This window comes from Streptomyces prunicolor, assembly GCF_045162825.1.
Taxonomy (GTDB): domain Bacteria; phylum Actinomycetota; class Actinomycetes; order Streptomycetales; family Streptomycetaceae; genus Streptomyces; species Streptomyces prunicolor.
Window position 1 is genome coordinate 2724766 of the sequence record NZ_CP108676.1, and the last position, 16762, is coordinate 2741527.

Annotated in this window: 13 protein-coding genes; 2 read left to right on the forward strand and 11 right to left on the reverse strand. The window is 72.1% G+C overall.

Annotation, left to right across the window (positions count from 1 at the left end; translation table 11 throughout):
- Nucleotides 1–5 precede the first annotated feature (5 nt).
- The 6 genes from OG588_RS12290 to OG588_RS12315 form a co-directional block, all read right to left on the reverse strand.
- Nucleotides 6–1457, reverse strand: coding sequence for a lysine N(6)-hydroxylase/L-ornithine N(5)-oxygenase family protein (locus tag OG588_RS12290; RefSeq protein ID WP_405947310.1), 1452 nt, complete (start codon nucleotides 1455–1457; stop codon nucleotides 6–8).
- Nucleotides 1454–2821, reverse strand: coding sequence for a pyridoxal phosphate-dependent decarboxylase family protein (locus tag OG588_RS12295; protein ID WP_405947311.1), 1368 nt, complete (start codon nucleotides 2819–2821; stop codon nucleotides 1454–1456). The genes OG588_RS12290 and OG588_RS12295 overlap by 4 nt, the downstream gene beginning before the upstream one ends.
- Nucleotides 2822–3134: 313 nt before the next feature.
- Nucleotides 3135–5732 (reverse strand): aminopeptidase N, encoded by a 2598-nt coding sequence (gene pepN / locus OG588_RS12300; protein ID WP_405953102.1) that lies wholly within the window; start codon nucleotides 5730–5732, stop codon nucleotides 3135–3137.
- A gap of 47 nt (nucleotides 5733–5779) precedes the next feature.
- Nucleotides 5780–6358 (reverse strand): two-component system response regulator, encoded by a 579-nt coding sequence (locus tag OG588_RS12305; RefSeq protein ID WP_405947312.1) that lies wholly within the window; start codon nucleotides 6356–6358, stop codon nucleotides 5780–5782.
- A 152-nt stretch (nucleotides 6359–6510) separates the two neighbouring features.
- The gene (locus tag OG588_RS12310) at nucleotides 6511–6861 is read right to left on the reverse strand and encodes a chorismate mutase (protein WP_405947313.1); all 351 of its coding nucleotides are present in this window, start codon (nucleotides 6859–6861) and stop codon (nucleotides 6511–6513) included.
- Nucleotides 6862–6985: 124 nt separating this feature from the next.
- Nucleotides 6986–7876: a helix-turn-helix domain-containing protein gene (locus OG588_RS12315; RefSeq protein ID WP_405947314.1), complete on the reverse strand. Its 891-nt coding sequence runs from the start codon at nucleotides 7874–7876 to the stop codon at nucleotides 6986–6988.
- Between the two features lie 96 nt (nucleotides 7877–7972).
- Between OG588_RS12315 and OG588_RS12320 the strand changes: the two genes are divergently transcribed.
- Complete coding sequence (locus OG588_RS12320) at nucleotides 7973–9790, forward strand: glycoside hydrolase family 35 protein (RefSeq protein ID WP_405947315.1); 1818 nt, start codon at nucleotides 7973–7975, stop codon at nucleotides 9788–9790.
- Here the strand turns inward: OG588_RS12320 and OG588_RS12325 are convergent.
- The 3 genes from OG588_RS12325 to OG588_RS12335 all read right to left on the reverse strand — a co-directional run bounded on the left by OG588_RS12325 (nucleotide 9721) and on the right by OG588_RS12335 (nucleotide 13734).
- Nucleotides 9721–10986: a DUF2201 family putative metallopeptidase gene (locus OG588_RS12325; RefSeq protein ID WP_405947316.1), complete on the reverse strand. Its 1266-nt coding sequence runs from the start codon at nucleotides 10984–10986 to the stop codon at nucleotides 9721–9723. The two genes, OG588_RS12320 and OG588_RS12325, sit on opposite strands and share 70 nt — an antisense overlap.
- The gene (locus OG588_RS12330; RefSeq protein ID WP_405947317.1) at nucleotides 10983–12233 is read right to left on the reverse strand and encodes an AAA family ATPase; all 1251 of its coding nucleotides are present in this window, start codon (nucleotides 12231–12233) and stop codon (nucleotides 10983–10985) included. Before OG588_RS12330 ends, OG588_RS12325 begins: the two co-directional genes overlap by 4 nt.
- 76 nt (nucleotides 12234–12309) lie before the next feature.
- Nucleotides 12310–13734: a hypothetical protein gene (locus OG588_RS12335; RefSeq protein ID WP_405947318.1), complete on the reverse strand. Its 1425-nt coding sequence runs from the start codon at nucleotides 13732–13734 to the stop codon at nucleotides 12310–12312.
- 180 nt (nucleotides 13735–13914) lie between these two features.
- Between OG588_RS12335 and OG588_RS12340 the strand changes: the two genes are divergently transcribed.
- Nucleotides 13915–14802, forward strand: a complete 888-nt coding sequence (locus tag OG588_RS12340) for a hypothetical protein (RefSeq protein ID WP_405947319.1) — start codon at nucleotides 13915–13917, stop codon at nucleotides 14800–14802.
- 217 nt (nucleotides 14803–15019) lie between these two features.
- On the opposite strand, the gene OG588_RS12345 is transcribed toward OG588_RS12340, so the two are convergent.
- Complete coding sequence (locus OG588_RS12345; RefSeq protein WP_405953103.1) at nucleotides 15020–15925, reverse strand: SDR family oxidoreductase; 906 nt, start codon at nucleotides 15923–15925, stop codon at nucleotides 15020–15022.
- A gap of 33 nt (nucleotides 15926–15958) precedes the next feature.
- On the reverse strand, nucleotides 15959–16717 hold the full coding sequence (locus OG588_RS12350) for an SDR family oxidoreductase (RefSeq protein ID WP_405947320.1): 759 nt from the start codon (nucleotides 16715–16717) through the stop codon (nucleotides 15959–15961).
- Nucleotides 16718–16762 lie beyond the last annotated feature (45 nt).

The following is a 16762-nucleotide window of genomic DNA, read 5'->3' on the forward strand; positions in this document are numbered from 1 at the left end:
CCTTCCTAGCGTCCTTCCACGAGTGGGGTGAGGGTGCGGGTGGCCTGGCGGGCCGGGGGGATCTGGACCTGGGGGTCAAGGCCGAAGGTGGTGAAGGCGGTTCGGCCGGGGAGGGGGTAAGGCTCCTTGCCGGTGAGGGAGTTGAGGATGGTGGCGCTGCGCCAGGCGGCGAGGCCGAGGTCGGGGGCGCCGACGCCGTGGGTGTGGAGTTCGGCGTTCTGGACGTAGACGTGACAGCCCGCGCCGGTGACGGAGGGGTCGAGCACGAGCCTGAACTGGTCGTCGATGCGCGGGCGTTCGGCGCTGTCGCGGCGCAGGTAGGGGTCGAGTCCGGCGAGGATGCGGCCGAGGGGGCGTTCGCGGTAGCCGGTGGCGAGGACGACGGCGTCGGTGGTGAGGCGGGAGCGGGTGTTCTGCTGGAGGTGTTCCAGGTGGAGCTCGACCTTGGTGGTCGCGATGCGGCCCGCGGTGCGGACGCGGACGCCGGGGGTGAGGACGGCGTCGGGCCAACCGCCGTGCAGGGTACGGCGGTAGAGCTCGTCGTGGATGGCGGCGATGGTGTCGGCGTCGATGCCCTTGTGGAGTTGCCACTGCGAGGTGACGAGGCGGTCGCGGACGGGTTCGGCGAGGGCGTGGAAGTAGCGGGTGTAGTCGGGGGTGAAGTGCTCCAGGCCGAGCTTGGAGTACTCCATGGGCGCGAACGCCTCGCTGCGGCCGATCCAGTGGAGCTTCTCGTGTCCCGCGGGGCGGTGGCGGAGCAGGTCGAGGAAGACCTCGGCGCCGGTCTGTCCCGATCCGATGACGGTGATGTGGTCGGCGGCGAGAAACGTTTCGCGGTGGGCGAGGTAGTCGGCGGCGTGGATGACGGGGACGCCGGGGGCTTCGACGAGGGGCTTGAGCGGGTCGGGGACGTAGGGGGCGGTGCCGACGCCGAGCACGATGTTCTTGGTGTACGTCCGCCCGAGGGCTTCCGCTTCTCCATCGCTGTCGAGCTGGGTGAAGTCGACCTCGAACACGTCGCGTTCGGGGTTGAAGCGGACGGCGTCGACCTGGTGGCCGAAGTGGAGTCCGGGGAGGCTGTCGGCGACCCAGCGGCAGTAGGCGTCGTACTCGGCGCGCTGGATGTGGAAGCGCTCGGCGAAGTAGAAGGGGAAGAGCCGGTCGCGGGCCCTGAGGTAGTTGAGGAAGGACCAGGGGCTGGCGGGGTCGGCGAGGGTCACCAGGTCGGCCAGGAACGGGACTTGGACGGTCGCGCCGTCGATGAGCAGGCCGGGGTGCCAGTCGAAGCCGGGGCGCTGTTCGTAGAAGGCGGTGTCGAGTTCGCTGAGGGGGTGGGCGAGGGCCGCGAGGGAGAGGTTGGACGGTCCGATGCCGATGCCGACCAGGTCGCGGGGTGGATCGGGTTCGTGGTGTGGGGGGTTGGGGGTCTGGGGGTGACCCGTCGGGGGGTGGCTCATCGGGGGGTGTTTCCTTCCACCAGTTTCAGGAGGGCGGCCAGGTCGTCGGGCCGGGCGTGGGGGTTGAGGAGGGTGACCTTGAGCCAGAGCCGGCCGTCGAGCGCGGCCCGGCCGAGGACGGCCCGTCCGTCGGTGAGGAGTTGACGGCGTACGGCGGCCACGGCGTCGTCGGTGGCCTCGGCGGGCCGGAACAGGACGGTGCTGATGACGGGCGGGTCGTAGAGCTCGAAGCCGGGGTGGTTGTGGACCATGGCGGCGAACTCCCGTGCCCGGGCGCAGACTTGGTCGACGAGGGTGCCGAGTCCGGTGCGGCCGAGGGTTTTCAGGGTGACGGCGAGCTTGAGAACGTCGGGGCGTCGGGTGGTGCGCATGGAGCGGCCGAGGAGGTCGGGCAGGCCCGCTTCGGTGTCGTCGTCGGCGTTGAGGTAGTCGGCGCGCTGGGTGAGGGCGGCGAGGTCGCGGGGGTGCCGTACGGCGAGGAGGCCGGCGGCGACGGGTTGCCAGCCGAGTTTGTGCAGGTCGAGGGTGACGGTGTGGGCGCGGTCGAGGCCGGCGAGTTTGTCGCGGTGCCGGTCGCTGAAGGTGAGGCCTCCGCCGTACGCGGCGTCGATGTGGAGGCGGGCGCCGTGGGCGGCGCACAGGCCGGCGATCTCGGGGAGTGGGTCGATGAGTCCGGCGTCGGTGGTGCCCGCGGTGGCGGCGACCAGGACGGAGCCGCGGGAGCCCGGGAGTGCGGTGAGGGCTTCGTCGAGGGCGGCGGGGTCGAGGGTGCCGGTGGGGGCGGGTACGACGACGGGGTCGGGCAGGCCGAGGAGCCAGGCGGCGCGGGGCAGGGAGTGGTGGGCGTTGCTTCCGCAGACCAACCGCACGCTGCCGCCGTTGGCTTCGCGGGCGAGCAGCAGGGCGAGTTGGTTGGCTTCGGTGCCGCCGGTGGTGACGAGGGCGTCGGCGAGGCCGATCTCGTGGGCGAGGGTGCGGGTGACGAGGGCTTCGAGGGCGGAGGCGGCGGGAGCCTGGTCCCAGGAGTCGAGCGACGGGTTGAGCGCGCTGACGGCGAGGTCTGCGGCGGTGGCCACGGCGAGCGGCGGGCAGTGCAGGTGTGCCGCGCACAGCGGGTCGGCGGGGTCGGCGGCGCCTTCCGCCAGCGCGTGCACGAGCGTGCGCAGGGCGTCGGGGTCGCCGTCGTCCGGGAGTACGTCCCCTACGGCGTCCCGCATACGGGCGGCGACCGCGTCGGGGCCACCCGCGGGGAACGGGCCGCCGCGGGCCCGGCGTCCGGTGCCGAGGGCGTCGAGGACGGTGTCGAGCAACGGCCGCAGGGCGTCGGGTCCTTCGGGGCCTGAGGCGAGGGGGGCGCTGCTCATGCTGTCCTCCGGGGCGCGTGGCATGGGGAGTTCCAGCTTGTACCTGGATGAGTCGACGCGCCCGGGGAGAACAACGATCGGAACCCGAAAGGGTGTTGTTCAGGGTCCGGTGTGGGTGTTGGTGCGGGTGCCGGTGTTGGTGCGGGCGTTGCTGGGGGCTGCGCCCCCAGACCCCGCTGCGCCCCCAGACCCCGCTTCGGCCTGAACGGCCTCGTCCTCGAGCGCCGGACGGGCTGAGTCTGTGCGGCCTGCGTCGAAAGGGTGCCGGACGGGTGGATGATGCCGCCCGGCGCCTAAGAAGTCGCCGCTTCCGTCACTCCACCCCGCGTACCCGCAACGCCCGCCCCAGGTCGTCGAGTTGGTCGGCCAACTTGCGGCGCAGGGACGGGATGAGGTCGGCGTCGCGCAGGCACTCCTCGCCCAGGCGGAGGGTTTCGGGGTCGACGGCGTGGGTGGGGAAGGCCCAGCGGCCGGCGGCGTCGGCCATGGCGGGGCCGCGGCGGGCGGCGAGGGCTACCGCGTCCTCGTAGAAGCGGGGCACGTACTCGCTCACCAGGTCGGCCTGTTCGGGTTGCCAGAAGCCCTGGGCCGTGGCGGTGAAGAGGTAGTTGGAGAGGTCGTCCGTGGTGAACATCGCGTCCCAGGCCGCGCGTTTGGCCTCGGGGTCGGGGAGGGCGGCGCGACAGCGGGCGGCGCCTTCCTGGCCGGTGGCGGACGGGTCGCGTTCCAGTTCGGCGGCGATGGCGGACTCGTCGGTGGCGCCGAGGACGGCGAGGCGGGCCAGGACGCGCCAGCGGAGCTCGGGGTCCAGTTCCGGGCCGCCGGGGACGGTGCCTTCGGCGAGCCAGGCGGCGATGGTGTCCGGGTGGGCGGCGACGTCGATGAAGTGGCGTACGGCGATGAGGCGCAGGCCGGGGTTGGAGCCGTCCTCGGTGCGGCGGATGAGGTCGCGGCACAGGGCGGTGAGGGTGGCGAGGGCGACCGGGCGGGCCTCGGGGGTGAGGTAGCGGTCGGTGACCTGGGCGGAGGCAAAGGCGAGGACGCCCTGGACGAGGGCGAGGTCCGTCTCGTGCGGGAGGTGGGCGCGGGCGGCGTCCAGGTAGGCGGAGGCGGGGAGTTGGCCGTCGCGGACGGCGTCGCGCAGGGCGTTCCAGACGACCGCGCGGGTGAGGGGTTCGGGGAGGCCGGAGAGGCTGGTGCGGACGGTCTCCAGGGACTCGGCGTCGAAGCGGATCTTGGCGTAGGTGAAGTCGCCGTCGTTGAGGACGACGAGGGCGGGGCGGGGGCCCATGGTGCTGGTGATGCTGCCGTTGGGGGTGGCGGCGAGGTCCTTCTCGATGCGGCCGCGGAGGATCAGCCGGCTCGCGTCGTGCAGGTCGTGGTCGTAGAGACCGATGGTGATGCGGTGCGGGCGGGTGCCGCCGGTTGATACGAGGGTGCTGAGGTGGGTGAGTCCGTCGTGGTCCAGGGAGGGGTCGCGCTTGGACAGGACTCCAGGGCTGCCCTCGTGCCGGATCGTGTAACTCCAGTGGCCGTCACCGGCGTCGACTTCGGGCGTGAGGGTGTCCACGCCCGTCGTGCGCAGCCACGCGTCCGCCCACGCGTGGACGTCGCGTTCGGTGCCGGAGGCGAGGGAGTCGATGAAGTCGGCGAGGGTGGCGTTGCCGAACTTGTGGCGGGCGAAGTGGGTGTTGATGCCGGCGAGGAAGTCCTTCTCGCCGAGCCAGGCCACCAACTGCCGTAGTGCGGAAGCCCCCTTGGCGTACGAGATGCCGTCGAAGTTGAGGAGGGCGGACGCGGTGTCGTCGACGTTCTCCGGGGCCACGGGGTGGGTCGAGGGGCGCTGGTCGGCGTCGTAGCCCCAGGCCTTGCGGACGACGCCGAAGTCGGTCCAGGTGTCGGTGAAGCGGGTGGCCTCGGTGAGGGTCTGGTAGCCCATGTACTCGGCGAAGGACTCGTTCAGCCAGATGTCGTCCCACCACTGGAGGGTGACGAGGTCGCCGAACCACATGTGGGCCATCTCGTGGGCGATGACCATGCCGCGGGTCTGCCGCTCGGTGTCGGTGACGGCGGAGCGGTAGATGAACTCGTCGCGGAAGGTGACCAGTCCGGGGTTCTCCATGGCGCCCGCGTTGAACTCGGGGACGAAGGCCTGGTCGTAGGAGTCGAAGGGGTAGGGCTCCTCGAACTTCTCGTGGTAGCGGTCGTAGCACTGGCGGGTGATGTCGAGGATCTCGTCGGCGTCCGCGTCGAGGTGGGGGGCCAGGGAGCGGCGGCAGTGGATGCCGAAGGGCAGGCCGCGGTGTTCGGTGCGCACCGAGTGCCAGGGGCCGGCGGCCACGGCTACGAGGTAGGTCGAGATGAGGGGGGTGGGGGCGGCCTGCCAGCGGCCTTCGCCGAGGTGTTCGGTGATGCCGTTGGCGAGGACGGTCCAGCCTTCGGGGGCCGTGACGGTGAGGTCGAAGACGGCCTTGAGGTCGGGCTGGTCGAAGGCGGCGAAGACGCGCTGGACGTCCTCCATGAAGAGCTGGGTGTAGAGGTAGGTCTCGCCGTCGGTGGGGTCCGTGAAGCGGTGCATGCCCTCGCCGGTGCGGGAGTAGCGCATGCTCGCGTCGACGCGCAGTTCGTGCTCGCCCGCGGTGAGGCCGGGCAGCGGGAGCCGGTTCTCGACGAGGTGTTCCGGGTCGAGGGGGTGGCCGTCGAGGGTGACGGAGCGCAGTTCGGCGGGCTTGAGCTCGACGAAGGTGTCGGTGCCTGCTTGATCCCCGCGAACGGTGAACGCGATGACGGTGCGGGAGTCGAAGGTGTCTTCGCCCGTCGTCAGATCGAGTTCGATCGTGTAGCGGTGGACGTCGAGGAGCCTGGCACGGGTCTGCGCTTCGTCGCGCGTCAGTACGGACATGCAGAACATGCTGCCTGATGGCACTGACATGGCACAGAGCAGGTCGCGTACGCGGCTTATGTCCGGTCGGGTGCGGGGGCGGATGCCGATGTGGGTGTGGGTGTGGATGCGGGTGCGGGTGCGGGTGCCGTGTTCTGGGCGTCGCGCCGGCAGGGCACGCGCGCGTCCGGGTGAGGCAGGGCGGGGCGGGGTTCCTGGGGGTCCTTGAGGAGGGCGCGGAGTTCGCGGACCTCCTGTTCGAGGGCCTGGTGGCGCCGGTGGGCGTCGTAGAGGTAGCGGACCTTGGTGCGCAGGGTCCAGGGGTCGACGGGTTTGGTGACGAGGTCGGCGACGCCCAGGGCGAAGGCGGCGGCGGTCAGTTCGGGGTCGAGGCCGAAGCCGGTGAGGAGGATGACGGGGATGTGCTGGGTCTGTTCGAGACGGCGCAGATAGCGGACGACGTCCAGGCCACTGACGCCGGGCATGCGCACGTCGAGCAGGAGGAGGCCGACCCGGCCGCGGAGCACCTGCTTGAGCGCCTCGTCGCCGCTGGTGGCGCGGGCGAGCGGACAGTCCAGCGGGGCCAGGGCGCTCTCCAGCGCGTACAGCGTGTCCTCATGGTCGTCGACGACGAGGATCTTGGCATCCGACGGCATGGCCCGACGTCCCTCCCGCGTGGGACAACCAGCTTATGGCGCAGGCACTGACGGGGCGTGCCCGTCGACCGACATGGAGTGCACAAGGAGCGCACAGCGCAGCATGGCCCCGAACTCGCCCCGCTGTCACGCCCATTACGGGACTCGGGAGGTCAGTTCGCCGTGGGTGAACCGCCGTTCACGGCGTCCTCCGCGATGCGCTCGTGGTGCCGAATCACTTCGCCGATGATGAAATTCAGGAACTTCTCAGCGAACGCCGGGTCCAGCTTGGCGCTTTCGGCCAGCGCGCGGAGGCGTTCGATCTGGCGGGCCTCGCGGGCCGGGTCGGCGGGCGGCAGCCGGTGGGTGGCCTTGAGGACGCCGACCTGCTGGGTGGCCTTGAAGCGTTCGGCGAGCATGTGGACGACGGCCGCGTCGATGTTGTCGATGCTGTCGCGCAGCCGGGCGAGCTCCTCGCGCACGGCGGGGTCGACGTCACCGGTTCCCTTGGTGCTGGTGGTCATGGGCGACCACCCTACGTGGCGTGCGGCCACGCGATCATCGGCCCCTGTGTGGGGTGCGGCTATGTGGCGTGCGGACATTCGACGATCGGGCCTGCGTGATGTGCGGCCACATGGTCGTCGACCCCTATGTGGCGTGCGGCCACTCGATGATCGGTGGATCGGCCGGGTCGGGGACCTGGTCGCTCCAGCCGCCGGGGACGGTGCGGCCCTGTTGGGCGCGGAAGCGGACGGGGGGCATGCCGACGCGACGGGTGAACAGGCGGGAGAAGTAGGCGGGGTCGTCGTAGCCGACACGGCGGGCGACGGCGGCGACCGGGAGTTCGGTGGCGGCAAGGAGTTCCTTGGCGCGGCCCAGGCGGATGCCGAGGAGGTAGTCCTTGGGGCTGCATCCGGCGCCTCGGCGGACGGCGACGCGCAGGGCGGCGGGGGTCATGCCGTGCCGGGTCGCGTGGTCGGCGACGGTCAGCGGCAGACAGGCGTCCCGGGCGAGGGCCTGGAGGACCGGGTCGCCGTCGGGGGCGAGGTCGGCGCGGGCACGGCGCAGGGCGACCAGGAGTTCGTGGACGGCCGCGCCGGTCTCCACCTCCAGGAGGGGGTTGCCGCGCCGCGCGGCGCGCGCCATCCGCCCGATGACCGCGCGGGGGCCGCTCGCGTCCGAGAGGGCCACCACGGGCCGCTCCGGCTCGATGTAGCCGAGTTCGGTGTACGTCGTCGTCGCGGGCCCGGTGAAGTCGACGAACCCCTCGTCCCAGCCGGCGCCGGCGTCGGGCGCGTAGTGGTGCGGGACTCCGGGGGTGAGCCACAGCAGCGCCGGCGCGGTGACGGTCGTGCGGCGGCCGTCGGGGCCCAGGTACCAGCCGCCGCCCGCGCTGATCACGACGGCCACGTGGTGGTCGAGGGTGCGGGGGCCGACGGTGGGCAGGGCGCCGTACTGGAGGCCGACGCCGAGGCAGGCGAGGCCGAGGCGGTGGTGGGCGGGTGTGGGCGTGAAGAAACGCATCCAGGTGTGGTACATCGACGCCCCCTCACACGGTGTTCGGTCCGCTCGGTCCAAGTAACGGTGATCTTTATCCATGGACGTGATCGGCGCCAAGGGGTGAGAGTCGGGGGCATGAGCGAGTTCACCGTGGGCGACAGGGACTTTCTGCTGGACGGGCGGCCGGTGCGGCTGCTGTCCGGGGCACTGCACTACTTCCGGGTGCACGAGGCGAGTTGGGGGCACCGGCTGGCGATGCTGCGCGTGATGGGCCTCAACTGCGTGGAGACGTACGTCCCGTGGAACCTGCACGAGCCGGCGCCGGGCGACTTCCGGGACGTGGCGGCGCTGGGCAGGTTCCTGGACGCCGCGCGGGAGGCCGGCCTGTGGGCGATCGTGCGCCCGGGGCCGTACATCTGCGCGGAGTGGGAGAACGGCGGACTGCCGCACTGGCTGACCGGCGAACTGGGGGCACGCGCGCGTACGCGTGACGCACGCTTCCTGGGCCACCTGGAGCGCTGGTTCCGGCAGCTGCTGCCCGAGGTCGTGTCCCGGCAGCTGGACCGCGGCGGCCCGGTGATCATGGTGCAGATCGAGAACGAGTACGGGAGTTACGGCTCCGACGCGGTGTATCTGCGGCGCGTGGAGGAGCTGTTGCGCGACCAGGGGGTCACGGTCCCGCTGTTCACCTCGGACGGTCCCGAGGACTTCATGCTGAGCGGCGGTTCGGTCCCGGGTGTCCTGGCGACGGTGAATTTCGGGTCCCACGCGCGCGTGGCCTTCGAGACGCTACGAAGGCACCGCACCGAAGGCCCGTTGATGTGCATGGAGTTCTGGTGCGGCTGGTTCGACCACTGGGGCGGCGAGCATGTCGTACGCGATGCCGGGGACGCGGCGGACGCGCTGCGCGAGATCCTGGAGTGCGGTGCGTCGGTCAACCTCTACATGGCGCACGGCGGCACCAATTTCGCCGGCTGGGCGGGTGCCAACCGGGGCGGCGGTGCCCTGCACGAGGGCCCGTTGGAGCCCGATGTGACGTCGTACGACTACGACGCGCCGATCGACGAGTACGGGCGCCCCACGGACAAGTTCTGGCGCTTCCGCGAGGTACTGGCCGCGTACGCGGACGGCCCGCTGCCCGAACTCCCGCCCGCACCGGCCGTGTTGGGCGCCCCGGCCGAGGTGGGCCTGACCGGCTGGACTTCCCTGGCCGCCGTGCTAGAGGCACGCGGCGGGCCGGAGACCGAGGGTCCCGTGCCGCCGAGCTTCGAGGAACTGGACGTGGACCGCGGAATCGTCCGCTACGAAGTGACCGTTCCGGGACCGCGCGCACCGTATCCGCTCACCGCGCGCGGGCTGCGGGACCTCGCGGTGGTGTACGTCGACGGGGAGCGGGCCGGGGTCCTCACGGAGGGCGACGAGCAGCTCAAGGAGCCCGTCGCCGGGCACGCGCGTGTGCAGGTGTGGGTGGAGTCCCTGGGGAGGGTCAATTACGGGCCGCGGCTCGGGGAGGCGAAGGGGATCACCGGGGGGCTGTTGCACGAGCGGCAGTATCTGCACGACGTACGCGCGCGTGGGCTGCGGTTGGACGCGCTGGACGACATCTCGGGGCTGGCGTCGCGGGAGCTGCCGTCGGACGGCTCCCCCGGGCTGTACCGGGGCACCGTCGAGGTACGGGGTGTCGGGGACGCCCTGCTCGAACTGCCGGGCTGGACACGGGGGTTCGTATGGATCAACGGGTTCAGTCTCGGGCGGTACTGGTCGGCCGGGCCGCAACGGGAGTTGTACGTTCCCGGTGCCGTCCTGCGGGAGGGCGTGAACGAGGTGTGGGTGCTGGAGCTTCAGGAGGCGGCGTTCACCGGGAAGCCGGTCGTCCTGCGGGGTCACCGGGAGACGGGGGCGGACCCGATCTCGACCACCCGGGCCCAGTCGGGCGGTGTGTCCGGCACGTAGTCGGGGTCGTCCTCGGCGTACGACGACCCGTCCTCGTACCGGCGCGGGAACAGGCCGACCACCGTCCGGCACGGTGGTCGGGACTCCGGCCAGGGGGTCTGGCCGTCGGTGAGGACGACGACGACGTCGGGCCGACCGCGCAGCGCCTTGGCGAAGCCGGTGCGCAGGTCCGTGCCGCCGCCGCCCAGCAGCTCGATCCCCTCGGCGCGGCACAGCGGTTGCGCGACCTGGGCCGCCGCGTCGCAGGACACCACGGAGACCAGGTCGCGGCGCCCGCCCACGGCCCGTGAGATCGCGGCGACTTCGAGGAGCGCGCTGCCCAACTCGGCGTCGCTGACCGACCCTGAGGTGTCGATGACCACGCACACCCGGGGCGGTCGGCGGCGCAGGCTCGGCAGCACGATGCCGGGCAGCGACACCGAGCGGCGCGAGGGCCTGCCGTAGGTGTAGTCCTCGCCGACGCCGGGAGCGGAGACCGCCGAGCGGATCGCAGCGCCCAGCAACTTCCGCCAGGGCTGCGGCGGATGGAACACCTCCTCGGCCCATCGCCGCCACCCGTTGGGGGCGCTGCCCGGGCGACCCTTGATGGCCTGCGCCACCCGGAAGCGGACCGCGTCGCGCTGCTGCTCGCTGAGCCCGTGCGCGCCGTCCGGTCCCAGCTCCCAGCCCCGGTCGAGGCCGTCGGCACCACTCCCGCAGTCCAGCCACGCCAACTCCTGGGTGCGCGCGCCGAGTTGGAACCAGCGCAGGTAGTCCTCCATCAGGTTCCCGGCGGGCAGTCCCAACGTGCCCGGCTGCACCGCGCCTTCGGGGGTGACCAGGCCGTCGCCGTACGCGTCGTCGTTGATCTCCATGTCGGCGGCGATGTTCATCCGCAACCGCTCCCCCGGGCCGGTCAGTTCGCGCTCACGGGCGACGCGGTCGCTGCGGCCGTGGTGATCACGGAGGAGATGCGACACCTCGTGGACCCAGACACCGGCCAGGTCCTCGACCGGCATCCGGTCCACGAAACCCGGTGAGACGTAGCAGCGCCAGTGCCGGTCGACGGCCATCGTCGGCACCTGCCGCGACTCGACCGTGTGGAGGGCGAACAGGGCCGTGGCGAGGTAGGGGCGGGCGCGGGCGGCGTAGAGGCGGGCGGCGAAGAGCTTGTCGAGGTCGAGAGCGCCCGCCCCAGTGGCTACGGACGTGTTCATCGGCGGGCCTTCGCCGCCTCGGCGGCGCGGTCCGCCCGCTGCGACAGGGTGACGACTCCGGCGAGTCGCTCGATGGCCGGGGGTACGTCCCAGTCCTCGCGGCGCAGCGAGGCGAGGGTGGTCGCGGGGACGACGACCAGGTCCGGGGCGCCGGTCTCCAACGCCCGGACCAGCAGCGCCCAGGCCGCGTCCCAGCGGGCCCGGTCGGGACGGTTGCGGACCGCGGCCACCACGCCGTCGAGCACGGCCTGGCGCAGATCGCCGCGCTCGGGCAGCTCACCGGCCGTCGGGTCGGCGAGGAAGATCTCCGGGTCGGGAAGGTCCATCCGGTCCACACTCGCGAGCAGTTCCAGGCCGGGACCGTCCCCCACCGTGCCCCTGACCAGCAGGGACAGCACTTCCCGGGAGGAACCGGCCGCCGTCGCGAACGCGATCAGGCTCATCGCCATCTCCCAGCTCCGGGGCGAGGGCCAGGCGCCGCCGCGCCGCGTCTCGTTGCCGGGCAGTTGATGGACCAGCTTGGGCCGCCCGGTGAGCAACCCGCACACCGCGCGGCGCGCGAAGTCCACGGCCTCGGGCAGCTTCTCCGGGTCAAGCCGCGGCAGGGTCGCCCGCGGCCAGGTCCCACCGAGTCCGCGTACGACGACCTCGTGGTCGTGCGTCCACTGCAGGTGCACGAACCGGTTCGCGAGCGGCGGGCTCAACTCCCAGCCGTCCGCCGCCGAGGACCGCGGGTTGGCGGCGGCCACGATCCGCACCCCGGACGGCAACCGCAGCGCGCCGATCCGCCGCTCCAGCACCAGCCGCAGCAGCGCGGCCTGCACGGCGGGCGGCGCGGTGGACAACTCGTCCAGGAACAACAGCCCCCGCCCCGCCCGTACGAGCCGTACGGCCCAGTCCGGCGGGGCCATCGGCACGCCCTGCTCAGCCGGATCGTCGCCGACGACAGGCAGCCCGGAGAAGTCGGACGGCTCGTGCACGCTGGCGATCACCGTGGTCAACGGCAGGTCCAGGGCGGCGGCGAGCTGCGTCAGGGCGGCCGTCTTGCCGATACCGGGCTCGCCCCACAGCAGCACGGGGAGGTCGGCGGCGACAGCGAGGGTGAGGGCCTCCAGCTGGGTGTCGGGGCAGAGTTCGGTGGTGGTGTCGCGCAGGAGGGTCAACAGGTCATCGGCGACGTCGAGTTGGGCGGGCGAGGGGATGGGGTCGGCGGGGTTGAGGGCGGCGTACAGGGTGCGTGTGGGCATATGTGGTCACCTTTGGGGTCGAGTTGGGGTGAGGTGAGGCGTGCGTGGGTGCGGGCGGGGGCGAAGTCCCGTGCGGTCAGCGGCTGGTGGTGGGGCAGGGGCGGAGCTTTTGGGCGCGCGGAAGTCCGGGGAAGAAGTGGCCGGACCGTGGGCCGGGTTCGGCCAGGCCCGCCCTGAACAGCCCGTACCTGAGCCGCCGTTCGGCCGCCGCCTGCAGTTCGTCCCGCAGCGCGCCACCGCGCAGCACCGCGTCAGGACCGAGCAGTCCTTCTACGACGGCCAGCGCGCCGGCGGTGTCGCCGTGGATGAGGCGTTCACGCACGCCGGTGAGGCAGTCCGGGCGGCGGTGGGCCTCGTCGATGGCCTGGAGGCAGGGCAGCGGGGTGCCGGTCAGCGCGACCAGCAGTTCCTCGCGACGGATCTCGGCCGGGTCGTGGTCCAGGGGGGCCAGTACGCCGTCGACCAGGCCGATACGGTGTTGGGCGCCTCGGCAGTCGATCAGGTGCGGATCCCCTGCCATCGCCCGGTCCAACACCCGTGCGGAAGCGTCCAGTTGAGGCCTAGGCCGAGGTCGAGGTCGTGTTCGAGACTGATCCGGTACGAGGGCGGCGGCGACCAGTGGATGCAGGCGGTCGGCGTCGATCGCGCCGGTGCGGAGGAGTTCCAGGTCGGGCAGGGTCCAGGTCGCCGCGTCGGGGAGGACCGGCAGGGCGGTGGCGGTGCCGTCCGTCGGTGCCGGTGCGATCCGCAGGGTGCCCGGGACCGGATCCAGGGCCAGGAGGAACCGGTGCCGGGAACCGAACCGCACGACGACCGGACCGGCGCTGCGCCCTTCGGCGCGGAGCACGATCGCCGCCTCCGCGGCCCACCGGTCGACGGCGCAGTTCCGCGCGTCGGGCACCCTGTGCAGGTCCGCGATCGGCGGAGGTTCGGCGCCGGGTGGCCTATCCGCCCCGGACCGGGCCCGCAGCTCGCCGCTTCTCCCCGCGTCCCACAGATGTCGGTGCAGGTCGAGGCGGAACCAACGGCTGGGCCGGGGATGCGGATGCCGGCGGGCGTCGGCGTCGCGGCGGGTGCCGTCCCACAGCGCGAGGCTGATCCGCTGGCCGCCGTCCGCCCAGGCGGGTGGAGTCCGGACCACCAGATGCGGCGGGCCCGTGGCATCGTCGTCGCCATCGTCGCCGTAGCGGGCCAGGGTGAGGGTCAGTCCCGGGCGCAGCAGGCCGTCCGGCGCGATCCTCGGCAGCTGCCATCGGAGCAGGTCAGGGGCGAGTCGGCGGAGATCGGCGCGGACCTTGGCGGCCAGTTCCCGGCCGTGGGTGCGCGCTACGGACCGTAGATCGAGATCGAGGTCCACGCCTGCGGCGGCACAGGCACCTGCCCAGTCCCCGGCACGCCGACGGGCCGTGGCGGTCTCGATCATGGAGGGCGGCACGGCGAACTCGCGCACGCGCAGCCAAAAGGAAAGTCGGGAATCCCCGTTCGCGGTGTGAGGGAGCATCAGCGCTCACCTTGCGCGGACGGGACCCCCGATCTCTGTACGGAGTGAACCATCGTCGTCGTCATCGCGGGGAGCATAACCTTCCCGGCCGCGATCTGTCAGGGGGATTTCAGGGGCGTGCGTTCGTGCGCGTCGGCATACAGTGGATGCGGGTTCAGGGCGTCTCTGGGGGTTGTGGACGTGGCGGACGACGGACCGGTCGAGCACGGCTACCCGCACCTCGATACGGTGCGGGACGCCATCACCGCGCTCTACAAGCGGTTGTCCTACGACACCGTCCAGACGTTCGCGACCAGCGTGGCCCCCGTCGACGTGGCGTTCGGCGACACGGACGACCTGCACCTGGGCGCACAGCGGGTGGCCCGCGAGATGGTCCGGCACTACCGGCTCCCGGACGCGCGGCCGATCATCAGCTTCCGTGAGATGACACATGCGGCGAACGTCGAACTCACCGCCGGGCCCGAGTACTTCATCGAGTTGAACGACCGGTTCCGCACCCATCGGCGGGACATCGGCGCGGCTCTCGCGCACGAGGTCATGCACGTCTATCTGCACCGCCTGGACCTGTCCTTCCCCGGCACCCGCGAGAACGAGATCCTCACGGACACGGCGGCGACGTATCTGGGGGCGGGGTGGCTGTTGCTGGACGCGTACCGGGAGGACGCGGCGTCCTCGCAGAAGCTGGGTTATCTCACCCCGGAGGAGTTCGGGTACGTCCTCGCCAAGCGGGCCCTGGTCTTCGGCGAGGATCCCTCCGTGTGGTTCACCAGCCCGCAGGCCTACACGGCGTACGTCAAGGGCATGGCGCAGGCCCGGCGTGACGAGCAGCAGCCTCCGTTGACGGCGGCGGGGTGGGCGGGGAGGCGCCGGTACGCCCTGGACCGGCGGCACGGGCCCGGGCCGGGTTCTCAGTCAGGCGTGCCGTATGCCTTCAGCGGGGACAAGGGCGGCAGCTTGCGGGTGTCGTTCCCTTGCCCCACCTGTCATCAGCGGATCAGGGTGCCGGTGCGGGGGCGAGTACGGGCGAGGTGTTCTCTGTGCCGGACGGTGTTGGAGTGCGATACGTAGGTTGAAGTGCCGGGTGTGTTCCGGGTGTTGAAGCGGGCGAGCGGCGTCGCAGCGAGCGTCCCTGGGGGCTCCGCCCCCAGCCCCCCGGGCCTATGCCCACCCACCACCCGTCTCGGTCGGCCAAGAAGTGGACGCACAGCTGCAGACTCGGTCGGTCGAGAAGCAGACGTACGGCAGCGGATCGGTCGGCCGAGAATTGGACGCGCCACCCCTCCCCCTACGTCCCATACACCGCCCCCGGCACCCCCGCCTCCCCCAACAACTTCACCACCGTCTCCCCCACCTCCCCCACCCCCCACCGCGCCCCCTTCTCCGCACTGGGCCCCGCCCGCCACCCCTCCATCACGGTGATCCGCCCACCCTCGGCCTCAAAAACCCGCCCGGTGACCCCGGGCCCCTCCGCGGACCCCAGCCACACCACCAACGGCGACACATTCTCCGGCGCCATCACATCGAACCCGGAGTCGGGCGCGGCCATCGTCTCCGCGAAGGTGTGCTCCGTCATGCGGGTCCGTGCCGCGGGGGCGATCGCGTTGACCTGGACGCCGTAGCGGGCGAGTTCGGCCGCCGCGACCAGGGTCAGGCCGATGATGCCGGCCTTGGCGGCGCTGTAGTTGCCCTGTCCGACAGAGCCCAACAGCCCTGCCCCGCTACTGGTGTTGATGATCCGGGCGACCGGGGTACGGCCGGCTTTGGTCTCCGCCCGCCAGTGTGCCGCCGCGTGTTTCAGCGGCAGGAAGTGTCCCTTCAGATGGACCCGCATCACCGCGTCCCAGTCGTCCTCGTCGAGGTTGACGAGCATCCGGTCGCGCAGGTAGCCCGCGTTGTTCACAAGGGTGTCGAGTCGGCCGTAGGTCTCCAGGGCGGTCGACACGAGGGACGCGGCACCGGTGGCCGTGGCGATGTCGCCGCCGTGGGCCACCGCCTCGCCGCCCGCCGCGCGGATCTCGGCGACGACCTGCGCGGCGGGGCTGTCGGGGTCCGGGGTGCCGTCGAGACCGACGCCGAGGTCGTTGACGACGACCCGAGCGCCCTCGGCGGCGAAGGCGAGGGCGTGAGCGCGGCCGAGACCCCGCCCCGCGCCGGTGACGACGACGACCCGCCCATCACAGATTCCGCTCAACTCGTTCAACTCGCACTCACCTCTCCGGTCAACTCACTTCTCCTTGTTGGCAGTTGCCGCGTCCAGGAACGCCGGTCGCTCCCCGCCCCCGTGGACCAGGAGGCTCGCCCCGCTGATGTAGGCGGCGGCGGGGGAGGCCAGAAAGACCGCTGCCGCGCCGATGTCGGAGGGGTCGGCGAGGCGGCCGAGCGGGACGGTTCGGGAGACGGCGTCGATGGCGTCCTCGCCGCCGTAGTGGAGGTGGGCCAGCTCCGTGCGGACCATGCCGACGACGAGCGTGTTGACGCGGATGTCCGGCGCCCACTCCACCGCCATCGAACGGGCCAGGTTCTCCAACCCGGCCTTGGCCGCCCCGTACGCCGCCGAACCGGGCGAGGGCCGGCTGCCGCTGACGCTGCCGATCATCACGACCGAGCCCTTGGCCCGCTTGAGGTGTGCGTACGCGGCGAGGGAGGCGGTGAGTGGTGCGAGGAGGTTCAACTCGATGATCCGCGCGTGCCGTTCGGCCTCCGCGTCGACGAGTGGGCGGTACGGTGCGCCGCCCGCGTTGTTGACGAGTACGTCGAGTCGGGGCAGCGCGGCGAAGAACTCCCGTACGGCGTCCGGGTCGCGGAGGTCGAGGGGCCTGAACTCGGTTCCCTTGACGGGGTCTTCGGGCGGTCGGCGCGCGCAGGTCAGCACCTCGGCACCGGCCTCGACGAAGGCCCGTGCGATACCGGCGCCGACGCCTCGGGTGCCGCCGGTGACGAGGACGGTTCTGTGTGCGAGCGGGGCGTCGCGCGAGTTGTCCACAGGGCGATCGTCGGCAGGGTGGTTATCCACAGGGCCTCCCGCTCG